The sequence below is a fragment of the Patescibacteria group bacterium genome, from assembly GCA_035529375.1.
Taxonomy (GTDB): domain Bacteria; phylum Patescibacteriota; class Microgenomatia; order PFEM01; family JAHIFH01; genus DATKWU01.
Genome location: DATKWU010000018.1, coordinates 107,445 through 129,809, shown reverse-complemented (window position 1 = coordinate 129,809; position 22,365 = coordinate 107,445). Strand labels below are relative to the sequence as shown.

Here is a 22,365-nt window from a genome sequence, read left to right as displayed (position 1 = left end):
GCTTATACCGCTAAATATCTGGGGAGGATGAGTGATGGTTTGATTACTTTATTGGTTACAGCCATTATTATGCTATTATTATCACCTTTGATACTTTTTGATATAGGTTTTCAGCTCTCTTTAACGGCGACAGCCGGGATTCTTTTGATTCAGCCTCTTTTAAAGGAAGTTAGATTCCTTCGTTTACCTTTAGTCGGTGATAATTTGGCCACCACTTTGGCAGCTCAGGTAGGAGTGATGCCTATTATCTTGGTAAACTTTGGTAATCTTAGTTGGTTATCACCCCTTATCAATGCCTTGGTTTTGCCGCTAATTCCGCTGCTCATGAATTTAGGTGGAATTCTGGTTCTTTTTGGACTTGTTAGCAAACTCCTTGCTCAAGTGCTAGGGTGGTTATTGTGGTTACCTCTCACTTATTTTGTTAAATTGATTGAGTTTTTTGGGGGATGGGGTTGGATTAATTTTGATATAGATAGACTATCTTTTTGGTGGGCCCTTGGTTATTATTTTGTTTTGGGAGTGGTTCTTTATTGGCAGTGGAGAAAGAGATGGAAATTAACAGAGCCAAGGTTATTTTAGTTAGTTTGGTTTTAATTATTGGTTTAATTTGGTCAGCCATTCTTAGCTTACCTGATAATCAATTGCATTTGGTTTTTTGTGATGTAGGTCAGGGAGATGCGACTCTGATTTACCAAGGTTCTAATCAGATTTTGATTGATGGCGGCCCAGATCAGCGGGTTTTAAGTTGTCTGTCTCATTATTTGCCTTTTTGGGATCGAGAAATTGAAATGGTGATTGCCACTCATCCAGAATCAGATCACATTACTGGCTTGATTGATGTGATTGAAAGATACAAAGTGAAACAGTTTGTTATTAACTCAGTCGGTAAGGATTCAGCGGTTTTTCAAGAATTTCAGGCAGCTGTTTTAGCGGAAAAAGCGGCTGTTTATTTCCCTAAGGCTGGTGATAGGATAGAGATTAATTCCTTGGTTTTAAGTTTTTTGTGGCCTCGGACTCAAGAAAAAGTTTTAGGGGTGAGTACGGAGAGAGAGGTTAATGATACCTCTCTTGTTTTTGAGTTGGCTTATGGCCAATTTGAAGCTCTTTTAACTGGCGATATCTCCACTAAGGTTGAGAGTCAGTTGAGTTTGGAGGATATTGAGGTTTTGAAGGTAGCTCATCATGGGAGTAAATATTCAACTGATAAAAAGTTTTTAAAAGAATCTCATCCCGAATTGGCGATTGTTTCTGTTGGTAAAAATTCCTTTGGTCATCCCACTTCAGAAGTAATTGAGAGATTAAGTCAGGCGGGAGTTAAGTTATTGAGAACTGACCAAGAGGGAGAAATCGAGGTTGTGAGTAATGGCGAAACTTGGTATACTCAATGAGATGTTTCAGAATCAATTAAAAAAAGATTTTAATAAGGCTTTAAAAAAGCTGAAGATTGCTGATAAGGATTTAGAGTTTGAACATCCGGCTAATCCAGAGCATGGTGATTATTCTACGAACATTGCTTTGCGGCTAAAGAAAAAAGATATTCCCACTCCCTTTGATCTAGCTAACCAAATTGTTAATACTTTTCGAGGTCTGGGTCTGCCAGAATATCTTGCCAAGATTGAGGTTGAGGGGACTGGTTTTATTAATATTTGGCTTAAAGATGAAGCTCTTTTTGAAGAAGTGGGGAAGGTTTTAAAGGCAGAGGAGAAATATGGTTCTTCTGATTCTGGTAAAGGTAAAACCATGGTCATTGATTATTCTTCGCCCAATATTGCCAAGCCTTTTGGCATTGGTCATCTCCGGTCAACAATTATTGGCCAGGCAGTTTATAATCTCTATTCTTTTCTTGGCTGGAGAACAATTGGCGATAATCATTTAGGCGATTGGGGAACCCAATTCGGCAAGCTGATTGTCGCTATTAAGAAGTGGGGAGGAAAAAAGAAGTTAGATTCAGCTCAATTAGAAAAACTCTACGTTAAGTTTCATCGCGAAGCGGTTAAAAACCCTGAACTTGATGAAGAGGCCCGGGCTTGGTTTAAGAAATTGGAGGAGGGGAATCGGGAGGCGAAGAAAATCTGGAAAGTTTGCGTTGATATCTCAATGAAGGATTTTGAGCGGATTTATAATTTGTTAGGAGTGAAGATTGATTATGCTTATGGGGAGAGTTTTTACGAAGATAAAATGCCGGCCGTGATTAAAGATGTTAAACGAAAAAAGGTTGGAGTAAAGAGTGAAGGAGCTTTGGTCATTAAATTTTCGGAATTAAATATCCCGCCAGCCATTGTTCTTAAATCTGATGGGGCAACGACTTACGAAACCCGAGATCTGGCTTGTATTGTTTACCGGAAAAAGCGTTGGCAACCCGATTTATATATTTACGAGGTAGGGGCAGAGCAGAAGCTTCATTTCCAGCAAACCTTTGCCGCCGCCGTTAAATTGGGCTACGGTAAGCCTGAACAGTTTGTCCACATGGCTCATGGTTTTGTTCAGGTCTCTAGTGGCAAGCGAATGAGTACCCGGGCTGGTGAATCAGTTCGCTTGGAAAAGGTTTTGGAAGAGGCGATTAAAAGGGCTAGACAGATTATTAAAAATTCTGGGACAGCCAGAAATTTAGCGAAAAAAAAGCAGGAAGAAGTGGCCTGGGCCGTGGGCATTGGCGCGATTAAATATTTTGATTTGAGGCATCATTACACCAGCGATTTTGTCTTTGACTGGGAAAAAATGTTTCAATTAGAAGGTAATTCCGCTCCTTATCTCCAATACACTTACGCTCGTTGCCAGAGTATTTTAGAAAAGGCCGAGGATTATTCTCTGCCCGAGAAGCTGCCTCGATTAAAGTCTGAAGAAGTTTCTCTTTTACGGACCCTTTATAAATTTTCTGAAGTAATTCAAGAAGCGAGTGAGAGTTATTCACCTAATTTACTTTGTAATTTCTTATTTGATTTAGCCCAAAAGTATAATCTTTTTTATAATCAACAACCAATTTTAAAAGCTGATAGCGAGGAATCAAAGAATTTCCGCCTGGCTTTGACCGTAGCTATTGGTCAAGTCCTTAAGAATGGCTTAGGTTTGTTGGGAATTGAAAGTCCAGAGAGAATGTAATGTATCAACATCAATTAACCACTCTGAAAAATGGTCTTCGTTTAATTACCATTCCTATGCCTCAACTAGAGTCAGTGACGGTGATGGTTGGAGTTGGAGCGGGTAGTCGTTATGAAACTAAAGCGGTTAATGGCCTCTTTCATTTTATTGAGCATATGGCTTTTAAGGGAACCAAGAAAAAGCCTTCAACTTTTGATATTTCTTCAGAATTAGATGCTATTGGTAGCGGGTTTAATGCCTTTACTGATAAGGAATTAACTGGTTATTACATTAAGTTAGCAACTAGACATCAAGAATTGGCTTTTGACATTTTGTCGGACATGATGTTGAATTCTCTTTTTAAAACAGAAGAGATTGAGAGAGAAAAACAAGTCATTATTGAAGAAATTAATATGTACGGAGACACGCCTATTCGTCAAGTCCAAGAATATTTTGACAGGCTTTTATATGGCGATAATCCGATGGGTTGGAGTACTGCTGGAGAGAAGAAAAGCGTCAAACAGATTAAAAGGGGAGATTTTATTTCCTTTCTTAATCAGCTTTATTTTGCTCAAAACATGAATTTAGTTATCGCTGGTAAATTTGATCAAGGGGAAACAGAGAAATTAGCCAGTCGCTATTTTGAAAAACTTAAGAAAACCGGTAAAAAAGATACAAAAGAGATCAAAATAGAACAGAAGAAACCTAGATTAAAAGTTTATTTTAAGAAAACTGATCAGGCTCATTTTTGTTTGGGTGTTCCTGGTTATCAATACTCTCATCCAGATAGATTTATTCTGGCTGTTTTGTCTACCATTCTAGGAGGGAGTATGAGTTCTAGATTATGGATTCAAATAAGAGAACGACGGGGTTTGGCTTATTATGTTGGTTCTGAACCTGATTTTTACACTGATAGCGGCTATCTCTTGGCTCGAGAAGGAGTCAGATTAAAGAGTGTTGATGAAGCGATTAAGGTGACTCTTGATGAGTTTTGGAAGTTAAAAGAAACCCCAGTTTCTTTTAAGGAATTAAAAAAAGCCAAAGAATTTTTAAAGGGAAAGATGGTTTTGGCTTTAGAAGACTCTTTTAATGTTGCTTCTCGATACGCAGCCCAGCTTCTTTTGGAAAAAAAGATTCGGACGCCTGAAGAAACAATGAGATTGATTGACAAAGTGACAGTAGCTGATGTTCAGCGGGTGGCTAAAGCCATTTTTAAGCCCGAAAAGCTTAATTTGGCTTTGATTGGCCCTTACAAAGACGAAGACCGTTTTAAGAAACTTTTAGGAGGCAAGGGATAGATGGAAGAGAGTGTGGTTTTGATTAAACCCGATGGGGTTAAAAGGGGATTGGTCGGTGAGATTATTCGCCGTTTTGAAAGAGCTGGTTTGAAATTGATTGCCATGAAGATGATTTGGGTGGATAAGGATGTGGTGGGTAAACACTATACTGACAAAAAGGCTTATTTGATAGGTATTGGTAAGAAAACCTTAGAATCTTATAAAAAGTATGGGAAGGATCCTAGGGAGGAATTAGGTACCAAAAATCCTTTGGAGATTGGCAAAATGGTGAGGGAATGGAACATGGAATTCCTTTCTTCTGGTCCAGTGATTGCCCTGCTTTGGCAAGGTCCAAGCGCGGTTGAAATTATTAGGAAGATTGTTGGCTCAACCTTTCCGGCTTCCGCTCCACCAGGAACCATTAGAGGTGATTATTCTTTTGATTCAGCGATGTTTGCTGATACTCGAAAACGATCGACTAAGAACTTGATTCATGCTTCAGGTGATGCTCAGGAAGCTAAGTTTGAACGCCAACTTTGGTTTCGGGAAGAAGAAATCTACGACTATAAACGCTCTGAAGAAGAGGTCATGTTTTAATTAAGATTTAAGCTTCAAGAATAAATTTATCCTTAGAAAAATGAGGCCCCAGCGCTCTTTGAAAGATTGCCAGGGCCAGATTTCTGTCCCAACCTCATGAACCTTTTCGTTTCCGCTTCTGGCGGAGATGTCCGAAAAGGACGTAGAGCTCGTGCGCGCCGGACCCGATTAAGATCAATCCCCAGATGAGATCGCAAATCATTGTTATGATTGCAATGACATCTGCCTTCAGAAGGAGTTTACCCATCCAAAGGAGACTTAAGCCTGCGAGGATGAAGCCCACACAGAAGAATAAGCCTGAGATCAAATCCCTGGTATCGACGGTACGGCGTGGTTCCGGTATCGCCGTGATAAAACTTATCACGAAGGCAACGACGCCGATGATGAGACCGATCACCGGAGTGCGGTTGATTGGAAAGATCAGAATTGATCCTACCAAAGCCGCAACGATGCCGGTCACCACGATAATGAGAATTAAGCAGCCGATCCTCACTTCCTCTTTCCTATCCATGCTTCCCCTCCTTGATTGATAGGTTCTGATAGGTGCTAAGACAGTTTTCTGTCCTATAGTTTAGGGGAAAGGATATTTGAAGTCAAGTCGGGGTGGTGAGACTCGAACTCACGGCCTCTAGCTCCCGATGCTAGCGCTCTAGCCAACTGAGCTACACCCCGTATTTCTATTTTATCTTTTTTTCTTTTTTAAAGCAAAAATAGGGGATTGACTGACCCTTTTAAGTTCTAATATGATGTATTTAGTGACTACCTATCGGGTCAGACATTTTTGTGTTTTGGGAATTTGTGTTTTTTTAGCCACCCTTTTTACAATTGGCTGTTTTATTTTTCTTTACCAAACTCTGGTTCATCCTTCTGTTCCTATTGAAAATATTCAGGTGAGTAATCTTAGCGAGAATTCTTTAACTCTTTCTTGGGTAAGTTACAAACCAACAAGAGCAAAAGTTTACTATTCTCATTCTCCGATTTCTAGTTCAGCTCGGATTATCTTGCGGGTTTTACCGATGAACTTGATTTCTAGATTATTTGATTTAAAGGTCATTGGGGATGATTTTGGTCTGGTAGCAGCTACGGTTCATCATGTGACTTTAAAGGACCTTAAGCCTGAGACAGAGTATTACTATCTTATTTCAACTGGTAGGCAATTTTATTCTTATGATAAAGAAGGTCAATCCTTACCATTAATCAGGACGGCGGTTTCCTTGGAATCAGCTCCTTTTCCTTATCCTTGTTACGGTAAAGTACTTGATTTTGCTGAAGAAGCTCCAGAGGCACCTTTGATTGTTTATGCTTTTTCAGCGGAGTCTGGCTTAATTTCAGCTTACACCAACTCTCTAGGTAATTATAGTTTAGATTTAGGTTCTCTAAGAACAAAAGATAATCAGGGTCTTTTTGATTTAAACCAAAACAGAGTTTTGGTGTTGGAAGTTGAAGGCGGTCAGTGGGGCAAAATTACCCAGCCGTTATATTTTGATGAGTGTCAGCCAATTAAAACAATTAACCTAGAATGAAAAAAAGATTTTTTAAATTTATTAGTTTATTCTTGATTTTGAGTTTGTTTTTATCTTCAAGCCCTTCTTTTTTTTACGTTTACTCTAAATGTGACGAAGATGATACTGGGTGTAAGTTAAAGAAAAAAGCCAAGAAGAGTTGTAGTAGCGCTGATGATGTGGATACTTGTCGGGAAGGGAGAAAAAAGGCAAACGAGGAGTTGGGGAAAATTAGAGCCCAGCAACAAGCCGGGATGACTACTCCTCAACTAGAAACTACTGATCCTCAAGAGGCAGGTGATCTTACTTGGAATTCTTGTAAACAGGGTGGAGGAAGTGATTCAGAATGTGAATCTAAAGCAAGAGATGCTTATTTGGTAGTAGAAAAGGAGCATCCGGTTGATGCAGTGACTAAAGAGGCTCATATTATTAGGGATACCCTAAGAAAGACGGCTCTTGAAGCAGTTTCGGGCGGTAGAGGGAGCGAGGGATTAAGTTGGGAACAGGCAGAAAGGATTCGTCAAGAATCAGATATTGCTTCCAATCCAGTTTTGAAAAAGGAACATGAGGAAAGTTTTAGAGATCAATTATTTAGTCGTTATGGCGAGGACGTTACTGAAGAAGAGATTAAACAATTTAGGAGTGAATATTATCAACAACACAAAGATCAATATGAATTACCTTTGACGACTGAGTCTGATTTGACTACTTTAGGAAAAGATTTGCTTAATAGCGCTTCAATTAGTGAGTATCTTGCTGAGCAGTTAGGGCCTGAGCCTGAGCCGGAGTTAACTAGTGCAGAAGAAGAAGAAAGGTTGAAAAAGGGTACAGAGACGTTAATACAAGAAGGTTGTCAAGCTGGAGGATTGACATTTGAACTAACTGGCGAACAATATGGAGATTATACTGGTCATTATCGTTGCCGGGACAGGAAAAAAATTGCTTCTCAAGAAGCACGCACACTTAATAGAAACTATAGTTTGATAAAAATAAAAGAATCTAAACTTAATGAGGAGCAAGTAGAGGCGTATGATGAATTAGGGTCGGGTCTTACAGCGGGTTCAAAGCAAGATACTTTTTCCAATTTTCCTAGTGGTATTCGAGACGCACTTACCCGAGGAAACATTCCAGAATTTGATATTAATCAGGAGGTTAATAAAGAGCTAGTTGAGTCTTCTCAAAGAGTTTCGGGAAGAACAATTATCCCTGAAACTTTGCCGGCGGGTTTTCAAAGCAGGATTGCTAATGAAGGTGAGCTTCTTATGAAAGGCGTGATTGATAAAGATGAATATAATGAGAGAATTGATGAAATTATAGGAGAATACAGCGTTGAGAAAGTTAATGAAATTTTTAAGAATATAGAAGAAACAATTTCAGATATGACAAGTATGTTTGAACCTCAAGTAATTGTTCCCGAAGACTCAACTGCGGGACAAGTGGTGCTAAAGGTTCCTGGAACCGGAGATGCTGCTTCTGGACAACCTGGCGCGGTTCAGCAATTCAGGACTAATTTGAATAATCGGGTAAGAGAGACTCAGACTAACATTGGGAACGTGGTTGTAGGCAGAATTATTAAGGGAGGTTTGGACCTTGTCGGTGCTGATACCAGTAACTTTTATGAAACTGAGGAAGAAACTATTGATAATGAACCTGGTTCATTTTTGTTGAAAAATTCTGTTTTAGCTGCTGAGAAAGGCAATATTCCTGTTCATTCTTTAATTTACAAAAGACTGACTTTGATGGGAGAACTTGATCAAATGCTAAGAGAGAATCCTGATTTAACTCATGAGAAAGTTCTTGAGATGATAAGTCAAGGCAAAACAATCGACGCCCAGATCAAAAAAGAAGGAAATAAATTAAGCATATCAACCGGAGAAGGAGGTTTTGCCCAATATAATGTAACTCCTGGGTTTTACCAGTTTGAGACAAACCAAATTATGGGTTATGACATAATTCAACCAGCAGACGGCATCAGTTTGAGAAATGAAGAAAATGTTGTTGTTAACCTGGGTATTCGAGAGGGAGAGGGAAGAGTAATTATTTCAACTGAATATCAAAAAGAGGTTGAGTCCGGATTTAGTAGGTTTTTACGAGAATTGCGTAGTTTTTTGCCTTCATTAAAAGAGGTATATGCTTTGGTTCCAGAGGAACCTGAGGGTGAGATTCTAGGTAAAAAGCAGTTTGGAGAGCTTCTCGAAGAAATAGAAACAGGGGATTCGGTTGAGGATGAAATTGAAGGAACAATTACCCTTTATCTTTATCACGATGCTAACGGTAATGGAGAAAGAGATGAAGGTGAAAATAATCTTCCTTGGGCAGGCGTAACGATTACCTTGGAAAAAAGAACCGAGGAATTTGTTTATCAGCTTTTAGAAGGTTGGAATTTTATTTCTTTTCCAGTAGTATCCCAAAGTTTTGGGACAGCTTCAGAATTGATTACTGATGCGGCTCGTCAGGGAGCCTACGTGACTACAGTAGCTCGTTGGAATGGATCAAGCTGGCAAGAATATGTTCAGCGGGGTGATCAGGCTTATGGCCAAGATTTTCCGATTGAACCCGGCGTGGCTTACATGCTTCGGAATCATGTTCATTTACAAGAATGGATTGTTTCTGGGTTTAGAATTACATCAGCCATTCCTCTTGAGTTGAAGACGGGTTTTAATAGTGTAGGTATTCCTTATTCTGAGACTGATCTAATTGCTTCTGAGGTACTCGATGGAATTAATCTAGTTAAGGCAGAGAGACTAACTCCTGAGACAGAAAACGCTGATCTCATCTCTCGTTTTTCTTCTGGTAATTGGGACGTTTTTGTCAAAAGGATTTATTCTGAAGAAAATATTCAAGAATACGGTAATAACTTCGAAATTTTGCCTTCTGAAGGTTACTTTATCAAGGTTAAAGAAGAGGTTGATTGGACTCCCTTAGTGTCCCCAGGAGGAATTGAACCTCCATCTAGGGTTTAGGAAACCCTTGCTCTATCCGTTGAGCTATGAGGACGACTCTTCTAATTTTATCACATTAAAACTATCGGAGACTAATCGCGTAGAGGTTAGGTGGCGTCTCTTTGCCTAGAGAGGTGAGAACCAGGATTCTGTTGCCGGCGGGAAAAGGAAAAGCATATTTATCATCAAAAGGCCCAGTATAAACATCAACCCAATTAGTATTATCAGATTCTAGAATTGTGATTTTGCCTTCCTGTACTAGAAAGAGATGTTTTGATGTAGGAAACCAAGCTAAATTTTTTGATTCATCCTGGTCCATGAGATAAAAGTTTTTGTCTTCTTTAAGATCGTAAACATAGACTTTTCCGGGTTCTAATTTTCTTTGTTCGGGTTGGGTGCTGACCGAAGGTAGAGGTGGAATTAATTTTTCTGGAATTTGGGCGGAGGCAGTGGCTGCATAGAGAATTTTAGTCTCGTCTAAAGAAAACTGAAGATTTTGAGCTGAATCAGTCAGAATTTCTAATAATTTTGGAGGCAGTTTGGTTGATTGGGATTTGAATCTTAATTCTTCTTCTTTTTCCCAATCAGCTTTGATAGCTTGGAGCTGATTGGTGACGTCAATTAAACGGGTAGCGGGATTGAGCTGATTGGCTTCAAGAAGGAAATTTTCCTGCTCACCAAGGGTTTCGAGGTTGGTTAGAATCTGATTAGAATCTGGTGACCATTCTAACTGGGCTTCGGAAAAATCCCGACCAGCGGGAGCACTATCAACAATTTTTCTTGGATCTCTGGGTAGGCCCAGGGGACGATCTCCCAAATCGAGCACCCAGAGGCCATTTTTGTCGATTGAATTTTCAGAAACAGCAAAAACAACTTTTTGGCCGTCAGGCGAAAGAACCGGTTTTTGGGCCCCAGTGAAGGTGAGTGATTGAAGGTTAGGAAAGGTGGGGAAGAGATAGGCGTCAGTTTTAGTGACTAATTCTTTTTTAATAGTTAAGGTTTTTTTCCAAGAAGTATAACCATCTTTTTTGATTTCTACTTCATATTCATCAGGAGAGAGGTTAAGAGTGGTATTGGTGGCTGATTTGAGGCGGCCATCAATGTAAATTTGGGCACCATCTGGAATTGAAGTTGCCGCCAAAATCCCACTTGGTCGTAGAGATCTAGTGGTTAGGTCTGGTTGATAGCCTTGAGCAAGTTTGATAATGAGGAAGGCTAGGGCAATAATTGCTAAGAAAATCGTTGAGAGAACAATTGAACGTCTCTTAATCATCTTAAGAGGAATTTTACCACAAACTTGATTATTGCTCAAATTAAATGGTCGTGTTATTATCAAAAATGGTTTGATATAGTTTCCCGAAGCTATTTTATTCTTGCTTCAATTAATATATCAAAATATAACTAAAGATGACATTAGGTAAGAAAATTGGTATTGATCTCGGAACCGCTAATTGTTTGGTTTGGCTTGAAGGTGAGGGGATTGTTTTACAAGAACCAACCGTGGTTGCGGTTTCGGTTGATGATAATCGGGTCGTGGCGGTCGGTAATGAAGCCAAGCAGATGTTGGGTCGGACTCCAGGTAATATTCGGGCTTCAAAACCAATGCGGGATGGGGTGATTGCCGATTATCAGGTGACTGAAGCAATGCTTCGCTATTTTATCCAAAAAGTAGGTCGACAGTCATTATTTTTTAAGCCCGAAGTAATGATTTGCGTGCCAGCCGGTTGTACTCAAGTAGAAAGGCGAGCCGTTTTGGACGCAACCTTATCAGCTGGGGCTAGAAACGCTTATTTGATTGATGAGCCCTTGGCGGCCGCTATCGGGGCAGAAATCCCCATTGGCGCGCCCTCAGGCAGTATGATTGTTGATATTGGTGGTGGGGCGACCGAGGCGGCCGTGATTTCTCTTGGTGGAGTGGTGGTTCATAAATCAGCCAGGGTGGCTGGGAACAAGATTGATGAGGCAATCGCTTCTTATATGCGGAAAAAGCATAATCTGATTATCGGTGACCAAACCGCCGAAGAAGTTAAAATTACGATAGGTTCGGCCATAGCTTTGGCCAAGACCAAGAAAATGGAAGTTAAGGGACGAGATTCGATTATGGGCCTGCCTAAAGTGATCGAAATTAGCTCAACCGAAGTGACTGAAGCGATTAGGCCGGTTTTGAACCAAATTATTGGGGCAATTAAAGCGGTTTTAGAAGAAACACCACCCGAATTAGCTTCAGATATTATTGATAAGGGGATTGTGATGAGTGGCGGTACCAGTCTACTGCGTCATCTTGATAGGTTGGTTACCCGGGAAGTAAGCGTACCAGCTCATGTCGCTGAAGACCCAATTTTATGTGTGGTTAAGGGAACAGGAATCGCTTTACAGAATATTGAGAAATACAAGAAAAATATTGTTAAAAAGTAAAAGTTCTAGAAATTTTTAAACGAAAAAAAGTAGGCAAAATTAGACAAAAGTATGAAATAGGTTTAGATAATATATAGTTGTAAATTATGGGGTCTGTCTTTGGGATTTATTATAAGATGTTTGCTAGGCGGGGGAGAGCTTATAGTTTAAGGGGTGTTTTTAATCTTGAGAATTGAGGGTTCAGTGAAAAATTGCCGAATATTTGGCTAAAAGTTGTCGAGTAAAAACATTGAACAAAAGAGATAAAAAGGAGAAGATTAATCTAGTTACATTTTATCTTATAGTAACATAGGTTTTTTCAGAGAATTGAAAGTTGATTTTTTAGGTTCTTAATCTTAGTAGTTTTTGTTATAGGTATTAAAAATTGAATTTTTTTTTCATTTTTTGAAAAATTTTTTTCTGATTTTTTTCATTTTTTGAAAAAATTCATTAAAAATCAAAGCTAAATGGTTGAGATATATCCTATAAGTTGAAAATCTCGAGAAAGATGATGTTAAAAAAGGGTCTAAATACAGCTAAAATCGGAAGTTTAAACCTAACTAGCACCTCTGAGAAGAGATTGCTAGAGCATCTAGGCTCAAGTATTTCTCAAGGCAAGAAGGTTTTTGTGACTACGCCCAATCCTGAATTTTTGGTTTTTGCTAAGGAAAATCCTTGGTTTAAAAAGGTTCTTAATGAGGCTGATATTGCCATTCCTGATGGAATTGGTCTTCTTTGGGCGGGAAGATTTCTAGGAAGACCAATTAAAGAACGGATTTCCGGTACGGATTTGATGGCCAAACTTTGTCAGGAAGCAGCCCAGAAAAAATGGTTTGTTTATTTAATTGGTGGTCAACCAGGCGTTGCCGAGAAAGCTTTGTTGGTTTTGAAGAAACGCTATCCAGGCTTAAAAGGCTGGTCTGAGACTGGACCGGAATTAGAGTTGGTGAGAGGCAGATGGACTAGAGATAGTAAGAGAGGAATTGAGGAAATAGTTAAGAAAATCAATTCTCAAAAGCCTGATTTGCTTTTTATTGCTTTTGGAATGGGGAAACAGGAAAAGTTTATTGCTGATAACTGGCCTCAATTGAAAATTAAATTGGCAATGGGAGTAGGTGGTGCTTTTGATTATCTTTCCGGCGAAATTCCTCGAGCACCAGGGTGGATGAGGAATTTAGGTTTGGAATGGTTGTTTCGTTTACTTCGTCAGCCCTGGAGAGGGAAAAGACAATTAAGATTGGTTAAATTTGTCTGGCTAATTTTTAAGGAAAGGCTTTCTAAGACTTTATAAAAAGGTTAAGAGTAGTTATTCTCCTTTACCCTGCATTCCTAAAAGCCAAAGAACCGCTTCTTTACGGTATCTTCGGTCACCCCGGGAATTAATGCGGATTGCGGGTAGTTTTCCCCGTTTACCCCATCTTTTAATGGTTAGAGGAGAAACCCGGAGAATTTCGGCTACTTCGCGGACGGTGAGTAAGTCAGGCAGATCATCTAATTTTAGGGATTTTTTCTTGGCGTCTAACATGACTGGTTGTCTCTGTGATTAAATGTAACACAGTATAACAAGTCTGTCAACCCTATTTTTGAGGCTAAAATTGAAAATTTAGATGAAGTTTGAGATTCTAGTTTATATTTTGAATCACTTCAGTTCAACGCTAGCGCCAGCTTCTTCCAATCTCTTTTTAGCCTTTTCGGCGTCTTCTTTGTTAGCTCCAGAGATAACTTCTTTGGGCGCTGATTCAACCAGTTCTTTAGCTTCTTTTAAGCCTAAAGATTGGTTAATTTCTCGGACGGCCTTGATGACACCAATTTTATTATCACCGGCCACAGCCAGGATAACATTAAAAGTGGTTTGACCAATTGGTTTTTCTTCTTGAGCTTCTTCGCCTCCGGCTGGAGCAGTCGCTGGAGCGGCAAAGGCGGGAGCCGCGGTAACGCCAAATTTATCTTCTAGGCTCTTGACGAGATCAGCTAACTCAATCACTGAAAGTTTTTCAATTTCTTCAATGATTTTATTGAGTTTCGGTGAAGCTTGAATTGTCTTTTCTTTTTTGGGCTCTTTAATTGCTTTCTCTTCAGTTTTCTCTTCTTTTTGCTTCTCTTCTGGTTTATCGGTCATTTTCTTCACCCCCCTTCGCTTTAAGAATAAAAACTAATTTTTTAAGATTCCAACTTAAAGCCTGGTTTAAGCCATAGAGAGGCGATTGAAGAACACCGACGAACTTGGCTTTTAGCTCTTCTTTTGAGGGTAAACTGGCTAACTGTTTGATTTTTTCAACTGGGATAATAACTTGGTCAAGTAAACCGAATTTGATTTTGGGGAGATTATTAGCTTTGGTAAAATCGACTAGGGTTTTAAGAGGGCTGATTTGGTCCTCATAAGCCCAAAGAACGACAGTAGGGCCTTGGAGAACGTCAGGTTCAATTTTAATCTGACTTTCTTCTGCGGCTCGGCCTAAAAGGGTGTTTTTAATAACCTCGAATTCGCCCCCGTTTTTTTTGATGTTTCGTCTTAATTCAGCCATTTGGGAGACTTTAAGACCATGATAATCAGCCAAAACCACGGCTTTGGCCTGTTTAAGCTTTTCGGTTAGATTTTGAACTGTATAGACTTTATCTTGTTTAACCATAAAAAAATCCTCGCGCCAACCGAGGACAATCAATTTTTTTTCTGCCTCGGTAGGACTTCTTCCGCTTAAGCGAATGCCGACTATCTTTGGCTGAGATTATTTTAACTGTTTCTTGCTTAGCTGTCAAGAGAAAAAATAAAATTAGGTTTAAATGAAAGCTAGATTGAAGTTAAATCAACTTTGATGCCTGGGCCCATGGTGCTGGTGATAATGGCTTTGTTGATTTTGCTAATCCCAACCGTTTCTATCAGAACCTTGAAATTAGCCTCTAGTTCTTGAGGTTTGTTGTTTACCTGGCCAATAACCAGGTGGATTAAAGGTGCTTTAACTTCGGTTTTGAATTGAGTTTTGCCCGCCATTTTTTTAGCCGTTTCTTCGGGCTTATCAGTGATCGTGCCGGCCTTGGGATTAGGCATTAGGCCTTTTGGACCTAGGATTTTGGCATATTTCGTTAATTTAGGCATCATCGCTGGGGTAGCGAGAAGGAGATCAAAATCAAGTTTTCCTTGTTCAATCTTTTTTAGAAGGGCTTCGTTGGCAATGGCGATTTTGGTTTGCTTGCCAGTAGGATAGGGGAATTTGATTCCCCCTTTTAAACCGGTTTCTTTAACAACCAAATGAACTTCAATTGAACCATTGAATTTGGAAATCGAAGTTTCTTGAGCTAGTTTGATTGCTTCTGGTAGGGAATAGAGACGTTTGCGGTCAACCTTTTTTCTAGCCTCCTGATATTTTTTGCCTCTGACTTTTGTTTTAGAAGTGACTTTTTTCTTAACCGCTTTTTTTGATTTTGTTTTGGTTTCCTTGGTTAATTGTTTTTCTTTTTCTTTTAATCTCTCAGCTTCAGCCAGAGCTTCAGCTCCCATATCGGTGATTCGGCCGTGTTCCTTACCGGTTCTAACGAGTTTTCGCTTTTTTTCGGTAGGCTTTTTTTTAGCTTCCGAGTCGTCAATGATAGTAATTCTTTTTTTGCCCATGGAAATTATTCTTTAATTTTAATACCCATACTTTTAGCTGTACCTTGAATAATCCTTTTGGCGGCTTCCAAATTTTCGGTATTTAAGTCAGCCATTTTTTCTTTAGCAATCTTGGTTATTTGAGCGTCAGTTAGCAATCCTACTTGTTTTTTGCCAGTTTCACCTGAACCCTTTTCCAACTTGATTTCCTTTTTGATTAATTCTGAGACAGGTGGGAGTTTAGTGACGAAAGAAAAGGTGTTGTCTTCATAAACGGTGATCACGACCGGAATGATTTGACCTTTTTTAGCTTCAGTTTGAGCGTTGTAGGTTTTAATAAAATCCATAATTGGCAGTCCGTGCTGGCCAAGGGCTGGACCAACTGGTGGAGCTGGAGTGGCTTCACCCGCAGGCAGATTAAGTTTAATAATGGTTTTGACTTTTTTAGGCATTTTAGATTTTACTAACTTGTAAGAAGTCTAATTCTACTGGTGTTTCTCGGCCAAAGATAGAAACAAGAACTTTAACTTTACCTTTAGCTTCATCAATTTCTTCAACCGAACCTAAGAAATCAGCAAAAGGACCATCAATGATTCTTACCGCTTCACCAACACTAAATTTAGTTTTAAATTTAGGTGCTTCCATCTTCATAAACTTCTGAATAGCTTCCACTTCCTTGTTGCTAATTGAGGTTGGCTGATTACCAACACCAACAAAGCCAGTAATACCGTTAGTGGTTCTGACTGTTAGCCAGGATTGATCCGTTAAAACCATTTTGATCAGTAGATAGCCAGGGAAAATCTTTTCTTTGACTTTCTTTTTCTGGCCAGAACGAATTTCAATTTTCTCTTGAGTCGGTACTAGAAGTTCTAGGACTTTGTCTTCCAAACCCATTGACTCAACTCGTTGTTTAAGTTGCTGGGCAACTTTATGTTCGTGACCTGAATAGGTGTGAACTACAAACCAGCGAGCTTTTTTACTGTCAGCCTTGCTGATAATAATATGCTCCGGGCTTGATTTTTTAATCTTCTTTTTTATTTTTTTTGGTTTAGTTCTCTTGATTTTAGTTGGCATCTTTGCTTTTTATTTTCTAATCGCTAAGCCAGCTAGGTTAGTAAAAAGCAGGTCAAAAGCGCCTAGGAAAAGAGCAGCGACCACGGTGGCGGCAATGACAATTAAACTTAACCTAATAGTTTGTTCTTTTGAAGGCCAGGAAACTTTGCTTAATTCTGTCCTGACTTCTTTCAAAAAAACAAAAGGCTTAGCCTTTTTAGCGAATGGCAATTCCATAGTCTTTGAATTTTATCATAGATAAAGGTTTTTTTCAAAAGAGGAGCCCTGTAGGGAATTAGTTGGTTGGATCCCACAGGGCTTCCTTAGTACGTATTTCTCAGCTTTCAGGCTCTCGGTGGGAGACGGCGGCACTCATTGCCACTGTTCCTGCCAACATTGATAGATAGGCAGCGATGCCGGCCTCGTGGGGGAGAGAAACATGGTTTCCCGCCATCAGTAAACACACAGCCGTACCTCCCAAGAGCATGAGAAGTCCGAGAACGAACAAAGATCTCCTTTTCATCTCTCCTCCTCTTGCCAGATTGAATTTTTAAAAGTGAATCGCTAATGATTCACTCTACTATCCCATAGTTTATCAAATTAGGGAAGAATGTCAATTTTTTAGGTTGGGGTTTATTTTGAAGTGTTTATTTTTCTATTCTTCTTCGCTATTCTCTTCTTCAATTGGTTCTTCTTCTTTTTTAGGTTTCTTTTTCTTTTTTTCTTTTGGTTTTCGGGCGTAACCAATAAAGGAAATAATGGCCCCAGCTAGAGCTAGGAGAATAAGGAGAGCGATTAAGGCTTGGCCAGTTGAAAAAAGGCCTAGAACTTTACCTGATCCTTCTTCTGCTTCTGGACTAGGCGATTCTTCGGGAGAGGGTTCGGGAGTCGCTTCTTCATTAATAACCTCTTCGGTTGAGGGACTGGGACTAGTTTCTGATTCAGGTGAGGGTTCGGCTGATTCTTCTGGTGAAGGTTCGGGTGATGGTTCGAGGTGATATTCTACTTCAAGTTTGGCAGCTTGATCACCTGATTCTTTTGATTTAAAAGTAAAAGCATATTCGGTTTCCGGTGTACTGTAGAGGAAACCATAGGGGTAGATAAAGAGCCCTTTATTCTCAATCGTGCCTTCAAACCACTGTTTGGTGAGATTGGTGATAGAAATTTCTTTCCAACCAGCACTGGTTAGAGAAACTTCTGCTTCAATTGCTTGGGTTTGGTTAATAGTTGGTTTGGCGTTCCAAGTTAAAGTGTTTTCCTCCCAATTACCAGTGACTGGGCCAACATTAACTTTAGCAGTTTCGGCGTAGTGAAGTTCATAAACATATAACTTAAGAATACCTTGATCAATAATTGCTCCTTCGGGGAAATCAAGGTCTTCAAATTGGAGATAACCAAGGCGGGTGGTGAATTTATTACTGATGACGACACTGCCGGTGGTGCCTCGGTTTTGGTCAGGATAAGCCTGGTTAGCGTAAGTATCTTTGGTAAGATTAAAAGTTTTGGTTTCGGCCAGAACAGTTTTAGGCAGAACAAGAAGAAGAATTAAGGCGGGCAGAAGAGGAATGAGTGATTGAACCCGCTTCATTGAATCAAATTGTATAGCATTAAATCAATTTTGTCAAAGAAAAAAATAGTTTATTTTAATTTAGAAGATTCTTTGTGCTCAGTTTTTTTTCGACATTTTCGGCAATATTTCTTTAAAACCAATTTATCGGGCGTATTTGTTTTTGATTTACTGGTGATATAATTTTGGGATTTGCAAGCAGTACAGATTAAAACAATTGGTTGTCTTGGTCCTTTTTTTGCCATGATGAAGGGATTTTAACATAAAATTTACTTTTTCTCAAAGACAATTTATGGTAAAATTAAGAACAAGCCAGGGTACCGAAGTAGTCAAACGGGGCGGTCTGTAAAACCGCTGGCGCAAGCCTTCGGGGGTGCAAGTCCCTCCCCTGGCACTGAAATGAGACCTGCCTTTTATGATTCATCAGTTTATAGAGAGAAACAGAGTTCTTTAACAAAAAAGAATTGGCAAAAGGGTGCTTATAATCATTTAAAGGAAGAGGTGGAGCGAACTTGTGCGAGGAGGAGGTGTGAAGAAACTTTTCTAGTTGTAGCTTCTGACCCAAAAAAGTATTGTAGTCAGTCTTGTGCAGCCAAAGTAAATAATTTGAAAAGGAGTCCGGAATCGCCTGTATCTAAAGTACGACTAGAAAAGCTTTATAAAAATGGCCTTTCTGCAAATGAAATTGCTGAAAAATTAGGCATTTCGCTCTATAAAGTTAATTATTGGTTGAAAAATTTTCAGATACCCAAGCGTTCAGTTAGTGAAGCTATTTATCTCAAATATAATCCAAATGGAGATCCTTTTGAAATAAAGGAAAAACTTTCACCAGAAGAAAGACAACTTTTAGGGATGGGTCTTGGTATTTATTGGGGAGAAGGTAATAAGTAAGTAAACATAGGGTGTCTGTGAGTAACTCAGACCCAAAAGTTATTGAAAAATTTATTGAGTTCTTGATAAAAATTTGTCAAATTAATACTAATAAACTAAGATTTAATCTTATAATTTTCAACGATGTTGACCCAGAGAGAGCTTTGGAATATTGGTCTAAAAAGCTAAAAGTTTCTAATGAGAAATTTGGTAAAATAACGGTGATACCTCCTCAGGGTAAGGGGTCATACAAGAAAAAATCAAAATACGGGGTTTGCAGCGTTGCTTTTGGAAATATAAAATTGAAGAAATGGATTATGTCCCAGCTGGGATAGCTTAGTGGAAAAGCAGCTGCTCGGTAAGCAGCCGACGCGGGTTCGATTCCCGCTCTCAGCTCCAAATGGCCAAGATTGACAGAAATAAAAGAAGAAGCCAAATCAAGATTAAACAAAGAAGAAAAAAGAAATTAGCTAAGTGGCGTCAGCTTTATTCAAAAGCCAATAGTCAGGATAAGAAAGAAGAAATCTTGATAAAGGTTAGAAAAGTAGCGCCTTTGCTTACTAAAGAAGAATTTTTAGCTTCAATTAAAGAATAAGCTTTTCAAATATTAATTAAATATTAATTCGATAAGGTTTGCGGATAATTAAACCTGAAGTAAGCTTGGAATCAATCACGAGACGAGCATTGGTGATATTAGTGTGGTAGCGGCAAGTTCCATGAGAGCAGGTCCCGAAAAGCAGTTCTCTTTGTTCACTGCCAGTTTCTGGGGTGGCCGTTCCCATGGCGCCTTGGGGAATACCATTGGCTTCGTAGGTAAGGGTATAAGTAACCGTGGTGATACCACTAAAACCAGAAAAATTAATTAGGAGACCTAATCTATCGGGTCGGAAGCGAACGGTTGAGTAGATGCCTCGAGTATAGGTTCTAGCAACGGGCGTGCCCGTGGCACTGCCTCTGGGAGGACGAGTTTTAGCGGCTTTAACGCCTGAGACCAAAACTAAGAGAGCGAAACTGGTCAGGACAAAGGCTGTTAAAAATTTCTTCATTAATTGGAGAATAGCGAGTTATTGGTTGGCTGTCAAGTTTATTATTAATATTTTAATTTCTTGTTGAGTTAAGAAAAATCATATGATAGAGTTATTTTTAATGGAACGAAAAAAATTATTAATCACTAGTCTTATTCTTATCGGTGTTTTAGTTGGAGGCGTGGTTCTTTTTAAAATAAAAGGTAGTCGCTCGCTAGTTGGCCCGATTGTTAAGGAGAGCGAGAGCGCTGAAGAAGTGACCTGGGAAGACCCGGCTGGTTTCAGTTTTCTTTATCCTAAAGAGATTAAAATTGATCCTCATGAAGAGGATGAAGAAAGTTACGCTCATCTTGAATTAACTTCGCCTGACCATTCAGGTAAAATTTTAGTTTGGGTAAAAGAAACTGATTATACAGATATAGAAGATTGGTTGGCCGATGAGATAGGGGAGGAGGAACAAGTTTTTGATACTAAGTTAGATACTGAACCAGCAAAAAAGATCGCTTTTTCTGATCCAGAAAAATTAGTGGTGGCGGCGATTGATATTGATTCGCTAGTGTTAGTTGAGATGTATCCTGACGAAGAAAATTATTGGCAAGAGGTTTACAACAATATTCTTGATACCTTTACTTTTATTCCTCTTGAAGGTGAAGAAACAGAATCGGGTTGGCAAGGAGCTGGCGGTGCGGGCGGTATTATTGAAGAAGCTGAAGAAGTGATTGAGTAACTACCTTTTTTCTCCTTTTTAATCATCATCTGACTTGACTTTTTTGATGTCTTAAGATATAATAAGCAACATAAATTAACGTTTTGACACCTCTGCGAAAGCAGAGGCTTTTTATATAAAAAATGTTAAAAGAAACGCTTATTAGTGCTGTTGCTTTAGTTTCCACCGCTTTATTGCCGGTTTCTCAGGCGGCGGGTCCGCTATTGTCGCCAGTACCTGATTATCTTTTGGTTTTTAATCAGAGTGATGAAGTTTTGGCTGAAGAAACCTTGGATTTAACGATTCGTGAACCGAATCCAAACGCTAATCAGGGCTATACTGACAATATTTTATTGGCTTTGCATTATTTAAAAGGTGATATTAAAAATCCCAAAATTAATTGGGATTGGGCGCGTCAGCCGTTTGAAGTCAGTTTTGTGCTTCAATCGGGTGAGGTTTTTGCTTTCCATGAGAATGTTTTAACTGAATACCAGAATCCTCAGGTGACGATGAACTCTCGTTTCTTTGTTGATGAGGGCTACAAAAGTGTTTGGGGATTGGGTGGGAATGGTGTTTGTCACTTAGCTTCTTTGATTAACTGGGTAGCCATTGAAGCGGATTTAGAAGTAGTCGCTAAAGCTAGTCACGATTTTGCCTTAATTCCTGGTGTGGCTCGGGAATACGGGACTTCGATTCGTTCTCAAAGTCCTAACCAGAATTTATATATTACTAATAGTCTGGATTATCCGGTTATATTCAGATTTGTGGCTGATAATCAAAAGGTGGTTTTAAGGATTAGTCAATTAAATAAATAATTAACTAAAGGAGTTTATTTTTAAAGATTGCTTCCGCTATTTTCTCGGCAAATAATTCACCGCCTGGGCCTGAAGGATGAAGATGATCACCTTCATTAATGTAGATTGCTTGGCCATTTTCATTTTCATTAAGGCTAGGATGATAGGCATCAGCTAAGGGGTAGTTTTGGGAATTGGCAAAGTTGATGAGGTTATTGAGATACTTCTTTATAGTTTGAGCCTTTTCTTTCTTTTGATCAGGGGGTAAGTTGATACCATCAATTCCATTACAAAGAGTGTTTTCGTTTGGGGCAATGGTGGCGGCCAGGACAATTTTCGTTTGGCTTTGGTTTTTGATGGTTTGAATAATGCCGCCTAGGGCTAGCCATTGGCGATCTAGACCGGTTTGATTGTTGTCCCAGTGATTATAGGCAAAAGATTCAATCACAATAATGTTTGGGTTTTGGGATAAGAGAGCCGGAAATTCTCTGCCTAGATAAGTATATTTTTTGGTTAGTCTGGTCAGACCATATTCGATGTTACTGGCGCCGACGCCATAATTAAGGAGTTTGAATTGAGCTTGGGGATAATATTTTTTTAAAGCCGCTTCTAGTTGGGGTAAATCTGGTTGCATGACATCAATCATTGAATCTCCAAGCAGGGCAATGGTGTAAGTACCGGTGGTTTGAGAAGATTCAGTTTTTTCTTCTTTTTCTTCATCTTTGGTTGTTTCAGTTCCAAGTACTTTTGGTTGAGGATTTTGGGCAAGGAGAACAGCAAACTTGGTTTTATTTTTGTTGGTTGGATTTTGGTTAGTTAGTTGGTTTTGGGAGTGATAAGCAATGGCTGGAGTTAATGTTTCTTTGAGAGAGATGACTTTTGGGGAAGAGAGATGGTTAGCAATTACTAGTGGTGAAATGAAAACAAGGGTAAGAAAACTTAATTTGCTTATTTGGGCAAGGAAGGGCTTCATT

The 22,365-nt window shown here is 39.3% G+C and carries 25 protein-coding genes and 4 tRNA genes; 14 read left to right on the top strand and 15 right to left on the bottom strand.

Annotation, left to right across the window (positions count from 1 at the left end; all coding sequences use genetic code 11):
* The 5 genes from VMY36_04755 to VMY36_04735 form a co-directional block, all read left to right on the top strand.
* The coding region (locus tag VMY36_04755) for a ComEC/Rec2 family competence protein (protein HUV43176.1) at window positions 1-579 on the top strand (579 nt) is incomplete at its 5' end.
* Window positions 549-1,388, top strand: a complete 840-nt coding sequence (locus VMY36_04750) for a ComEC/Rec2 family competence protein (protein HUV43175.1) — start codon at window positions 549-551, stop codon at window positions 1,386-1,388. The genes VMY36_04755 and VMY36_04750, both read left to right, overlap by 31 nt.
* Window positions 1,363-3,099, top strand: a complete 1,737-nt coding sequence (argS, locus tag VMY36_04745; protein HUV43174.1) for an arginine--tRNA ligase — start codon at window positions 1,363-1,365, stop codon at window positions 3,097-3,099. Before VMY36_04750 ends, argS begins: the two co-directional genes overlap by 26 nt.
* Window positions 3,099-4,376, top strand: a complete 1,278-nt coding sequence (locus VMY36_04740) for a pitrilysin family protein (protein HUV43173.1) — start codon at window positions 3,099-3,101, stop codon at window positions 4,374-4,376. The genes argS and VMY36_04740 overlap by 1 nt, the downstream gene beginning before the upstream one ends.
* A complete protein-coding gene (locus VMY36_04735) occupies window positions 4,377-4,952 on the top strand; it encodes a nucleoside-diphosphate kinase (protein ID HUV43172.1) in 576 nt (191 codons plus the stop codon). It abuts the gene before it with no gap.
* A 94-nt stretch (window positions 4,953-5,046) separates the two neighbouring features.
* On the opposite strand, the gene VMY36_04730 is transcribed toward VMY36_04735, so the two are convergent.
* Together VMY36_04730 and VMY36_04725 are read right to left on the bottom strand one after the other, a co-directional pair.
* A complete protein-coding gene (locus tag VMY36_04730) occupies window positions 5,047-5,463 on the bottom strand; it encodes a hypothetical protein (GenBank protein HUV43171.1) in 417 nt (138 codons plus the stop codon).
* Window positions 5,464-5,550: 87 nt separating this feature from the next.
* Window positions 5,551-5,624 (bottom strand) — tRNA-Pro (locus VMY36_04725).
* Between the two features lie 71 nt (window positions 5,625-5,695).
* Here VMY36_04725 and VMY36_04720 point away from each other — a divergent pair.
* Window positions 5,696-6,475, top strand: coding sequence for a fibronectin type III domain-containing protein (locus VMY36_04720; GenBank protein HUV43170.1), 780 nt, complete (start codon window positions 5,696-5,698; stop codon window positions 6,473-6,475).
* A gap of 2,904 nt (window positions 6,476-9,379) precedes the next feature.
* On the opposite strand, the gene VMY36_04715 is transcribed toward VMY36_04720, so the two are convergent.
* Window positions 9,380-9,451: transfer RNA gene (locus tag VMY36_04715), tRNA-Arg, on the bottom strand.
* 27 nt (window positions 9,452-9,478) lie between these two features.
* Window positions 9,479-10,669 (bottom strand): PEGA domain-containing protein, encoded by a 1,191-nt coding sequence (locus VMY36_04710; protein ID HUV43169.1) that lies wholly within the window; start codon window positions 10,667-10,669, stop codon window positions 9,479-9,481.
* A gap of 134 nt (window positions 10,670-10,803) precedes the next feature.
* Between VMY36_04710 and VMY36_04705 the strand changes: the two genes are divergently transcribed.
* Both VMY36_04705 and VMY36_04700 read left to right on the top strand, forming a co-directional pair.
* Window positions 10,804-11,811, top strand: a complete 1,008-nt coding sequence (locus tag VMY36_04705) for a rod shape-determining protein (protein ID HUV43168.1) — start codon at window positions 10,804-10,806, stop codon at window positions 11,809-11,811.
* Window positions 11,812-12,298: 487 nt separating this feature from the next.
* Window positions 12,299-13,081 carry a WecB/TagA/CpsF family glycosyltransferase gene (locus VMY36_04700; GenBank protein HUV43167.1) on the top strand — a complete coding sequence of 261 codons (783 nt, stop codon included), beginning with the start codon at window positions 12,299-12,301 and terminating at the stop codon, window positions 13,079-13,081.
* A 15-nt stretch (window positions 13,082-13,096) separates the two neighbouring features.
* Here VMY36_04700 and VMY36_04695 read toward each other — a convergent pair whose 3' ends face one another.
* The 9 genes from VMY36_04695 to rpmG all read right to left on the bottom strand — a co-directional run bounded on the left by VMY36_04695 (window position 13,097) and on the right by rpmG (window position 18,241).
* Window positions 13,097-13,315 (bottom strand): helix-turn-helix domain-containing protein, encoded by a 219-nt coding sequence (locus VMY36_04695; protein ID HUV43166.1) that lies wholly within the window; start codon window positions 13,313-13,315, stop codon window positions 13,097-13,099.
* 114 nt (window positions 13,316-13,429) lie between these two features.
* Window positions 13,430-13,909 (bottom strand): 50S ribosomal protein L7/L12, encoded by a 480-nt coding sequence (gene rplL, locus VMY36_04690; GenBank protein HUV43165.1) that lies wholly within the window; start codon window positions 13,907-13,909, stop codon window positions 13,430-13,432.
* Window positions 13,899-14,420 (bottom strand): 50S ribosomal protein L10, encoded by a 522-nt coding sequence (gene rplJ / locus VMY36_04685; protein ID HUV43164.1) that lies wholly within the window; start codon window positions 14,418-14,420, stop codon window positions 13,899-13,901. Before rplJ ends, rplL begins: the two co-directional genes overlap by 11 nt.
* Window positions 14,421-14,578: 158 nt before the next feature.
* The gene (locus VMY36_04680) at window positions 14,579-15,397 is read right to left on the bottom strand and encodes a hypothetical protein (GenBank protein HUV43163.1); all 819 of its coding nucleotides are present in this window, start codon (window positions 15,395-15,397) and stop codon (window positions 14,579-14,581) included.
* Between the two features lie 5 nt (window positions 15,398-15,402).
* Complete coding sequence (gene rplK, locus VMY36_04675; protein ID HUV43162.1) at window positions 15,403-15,828, bottom strand: 50S ribosomal protein L11; 426 nt, start codon at window positions 15,826-15,828, stop codon at window positions 15,403-15,405.
* 1 nt (window position 15,829) lies between these two features.
* Window positions 15,830-16,450 carry a transcription termination/antitermination protein NusG gene (nusG, locus tag VMY36_04670; GenBank protein HUV43161.1) on the bottom strand — a complete coding sequence of 207 codons (621 nt, stop codon included), beginning with the start codon at window positions 16,448-16,450 and terminating at the stop codon, window positions 15,830-15,832.
* Window positions 16,451-16,459: 9 nt separating this feature from the next.
* Window positions 16,460-16,666 (bottom strand): preprotein translocase subunit SecE, encoded by a 207-nt coding sequence (secE, locus tag VMY36_04665; GenBank protein HUV43160.1) that lies wholly within the window; start codon window positions 16,664-16,666, stop codon window positions 16,460-16,462.
* A gap of 418 nt (window positions 16,667-17,084) precedes the next feature.
* Complete coding sequence (locus VMY36_04660) at window positions 17,085-18,017, bottom strand: DNRLRE domain-containing protein (protein ID HUV43159.1); 933 nt, start codon at window positions 18,015-18,017, stop codon at window positions 17,085-17,087.
* A gap of 50 nt (window positions 18,018-18,067) precedes the next feature.
* Window positions 18,068-18,241: a 50S ribosomal protein L33 gene (gene rpmG / locus VMY36_04655; GenBank protein ID HUV43158.1), complete on the bottom strand. Its 174-nt coding sequence runs from the start codon at window positions 18,239-18,241 to the stop codon at window positions 18,068-18,070.
* A gap of 66 nt (window positions 18,242-18,307) precedes the next feature.
* Here rpmG and VMY36_04650 point away from each other — a divergent pair.
* The 4 genes from VMY36_04650 (at window position 18,308) to VMY36_04635 (ending at window position 19,461) form a co-directional block, all read left to right on the top strand.
* Window positions 18,308-18,390, top strand: a tRNA-Tyr gene (locus VMY36_04650).
* Window positions 18,391-18,395: 5 nt separating this feature from the next.
* Window positions 18,396-18,887 (top strand): helix-turn-helix domain-containing protein, encoded by a 492-nt coding sequence (locus VMY36_04645; protein ID HUV43157.1) that lies wholly within the window; start codon window positions 18,396-18,398, stop codon window positions 18,885-18,887.
* A 304-nt stretch (window positions 18,888-19,191) separates the two neighbouring features.
* Window positions 19,192-19,265, top strand: a tRNA-Thr gene (locus tag VMY36_04640).
* A gap of 1 nt (window position 19,266) precedes the next feature.
* A complete protein-coding gene (locus VMY36_04635) occupies window positions 19,267-19,461 on the top strand; it encodes a hypothetical protein (GenBank protein HUV43156.1) in 195 nt (64 codons plus the stop codon).
* Between the two features lie 16 nt (window positions 19,462-19,477).
* Here VMY36_04635 and VMY36_04630 read toward each other — a convergent pair whose 3' ends face one another.
* The gene (locus VMY36_04630) at window positions 19,478-19,912 is read right to left on the bottom strand and encodes a hypothetical protein (GenBank protein HUV43155.1); all 435 of its coding nucleotides are present in this window, start codon (window positions 19,910-19,912) and stop codon (window positions 19,478-19,480) included.
* A gap of 100 nt (window positions 19,913-20,012) precedes the next feature.
* Between VMY36_04630 and VMY36_04625 the strand changes: the two genes are divergently transcribed.
* Together VMY36_04625 and VMY36_04620 are read left to right on the top strand one after the other, a co-directional pair.
* A complete protein-coding gene (locus VMY36_04625; GenBank protein ID HUV43154.1) occupies window positions 20,013-20,618 on the top strand; it encodes a hypothetical protein in 606 nt (201 codons plus the stop codon).
* A 122-nt stretch (window positions 20,619-20,740) separates the two neighbouring features.
* Window positions 20,741-21,412: a VanW family protein gene (locus VMY36_04620; GenBank protein HUV43153.1), complete on the top strand. Its 672-nt coding sequence runs from the start codon at window positions 20,741-20,743 to the stop codon at window positions 21,410-21,412.
* Window positions 21,413-21,416: 4 nt separating this feature from the next.
* Here the strand turns inward: VMY36_04620 and VMY36_04615 are convergent, their stop codons facing one another.
* The gene (locus VMY36_04615; protein HUV43152.1) at window positions 21,417-22,364 is read right to left on the bottom strand and encodes a hypothetical protein; all 948 of its coding nucleotides are present in this window, start codon (window positions 22,362-22,364) and stop codon (window positions 21,417-21,419) included.
* Window position 22,365: the final 1 nt, after the last annotated feature.

Coding starts and splice junctions, on each gene's coding strand:
- VMY36_04720 (HUV43170.1), top strand. CDS start 5,696: ATGATGTATTTAGTGACTACCTATCGGGTCAGACATTTTTGTGTTTTG.
- rplJ (HUV43164.1), bottom strand. CDS start 14,420: ATGGTTAAACAAGATAAAGTCTATACAGTTCAAAATCTAACCGAAAAG.
- VMY36_04740 (HUV43173.1), top strand. CDS start 3,099: ATGTATCAACATCAATTAACCACTCTGAAAAATGGTCTTCGTTTAATT.
- rplK (HUV43162.1), bottom strand. CDS start 15,828: ATGCCTAAAAAAGTCAAAACCATTATTAAACTTAATCTGCCTGCGGGT.
- VMY36_04620 (HUV43153.1), top strand. CDS start 20,741: ATGTTAAAAGAAACGCTTATTAGTGCTGTTGCTTTAGTTTCCACCGCT.
- VMY36_04645 (HUV43157.1), top strand. CDS start 18,396: ATGAGACCTGCCTTTTATGATTCATCAGTTTATAGAGAGAAACAGAGT.
- VMY36_04750 (HUV43175.1), top strand. CDS start 549: ATGGAAATTAACAGAGCCAAGGTTATTTTAGTTAGTTTGGTTTTAATT.
- VMY36_04680 (HUV43163.1), bottom strand. CDS start 15,397: ATGGGCAAAAAAAGAATTACTATCATTGACGACTCGGAAGCTAAAAAA.
- secE (HUV43160.1), bottom strand. CDS start 16,666: ATGGAATTGCCATTCGCTAAAAAGGCTAAGCCTTTTGTTTTTTTGAAA.
- VMY36_04635 (HUV43156.1), top strand. CDS start 19,267: ATGGCCAAGATTGACAGAAATAAAAGAAGAAGCCAAATCAAGATTAAA.
- rplL (HUV43165.1), bottom strand. CDS start 13,909: ATGACCGATAAACCAGAAGAGAAGCAAAAAGAAGAGAAAACTGAAGAG.
- VMY36_04700 (HUV43167.1), top strand. CDS start 12,299: ATGATGTTAAAAAAGGGTCTAAATACAGCTAAAATCGGAAGTTTAAAC.
- VMY36_04660 (HUV43159.1), bottom strand. CDS start 18,017: ATGAAGCGGGTTCAATCACTCATTCCTCTTCTGCCCGCCTTAATTCTT.
- VMY36_04695 (HUV43166.1), bottom strand. CDS start 13,315: ATGTTAGACGCCAAGAAAAAATCCCTAAAATTAGATGATCTGCCTGAC.
- VMY36_04615 (HUV43152.1), bottom strand. CDS start 22,364: ATGAAGCCCTTCCTTGCCCAAATAAGCAAATTAAGTTTTCTTACCCTT.
- VMY36_04730 (HUV43171.1), bottom strand. CDS start 5,463: ATGGATAGGAAAGAGGAAGTGAGGATCGGCTGCTTAATTCTCATTATC.
- VMY36_04705 (HUV43168.1), top strand. CDS start 10,804: ATGACATTAGGTAAGAAAATTGGTATTGATCTCGGAACCGCTAATTGT.
- rpmG (HUV43158.1), bottom strand. CDS start 18,241: ATGGCAAAAAAAGGACCAAGACAACCAATTGTTTTAATCTGTACTGCT.
- VMY36_04735 (HUV43172.1), top strand. CDS start 4,377: ATGGAAGAGAGTGTGGTTTTGATTAAACCCGATGGGGTTAAAAGGGGA.
- VMY36_04625 (HUV43154.1), top strand. CDS start 20,013: ATGGAACGAAAAAAATTATTAATCACTAGTCTTATTCTTATCGGTGTT.
- VMY36_04710 (HUV43169.1), bottom strand. CDS start 10,669: ATGATTAAGAGACGTTCAATTGTTCTCTCAACGATTTTCTTAGCAATT.
- VMY36_04630 (HUV43155.1), bottom strand. CDS start 19,912: ATGAAGAAATTTTTAACAGCCTTTGTCCTGACCAGTTTCGCTCTCTTA.
- nusG (HUV43161.1), bottom strand. CDS start 16,450: ATGCCAACTAAAATCAAGAGAACTAAACCAAAAAAAATAAAAAAGAAG.
- argS (HUV43174.1), top strand. CDS start 1,363: ATGGCGAAACTTGGTATACTCAATGAGATGTTTCAGAATCAATTAAAA.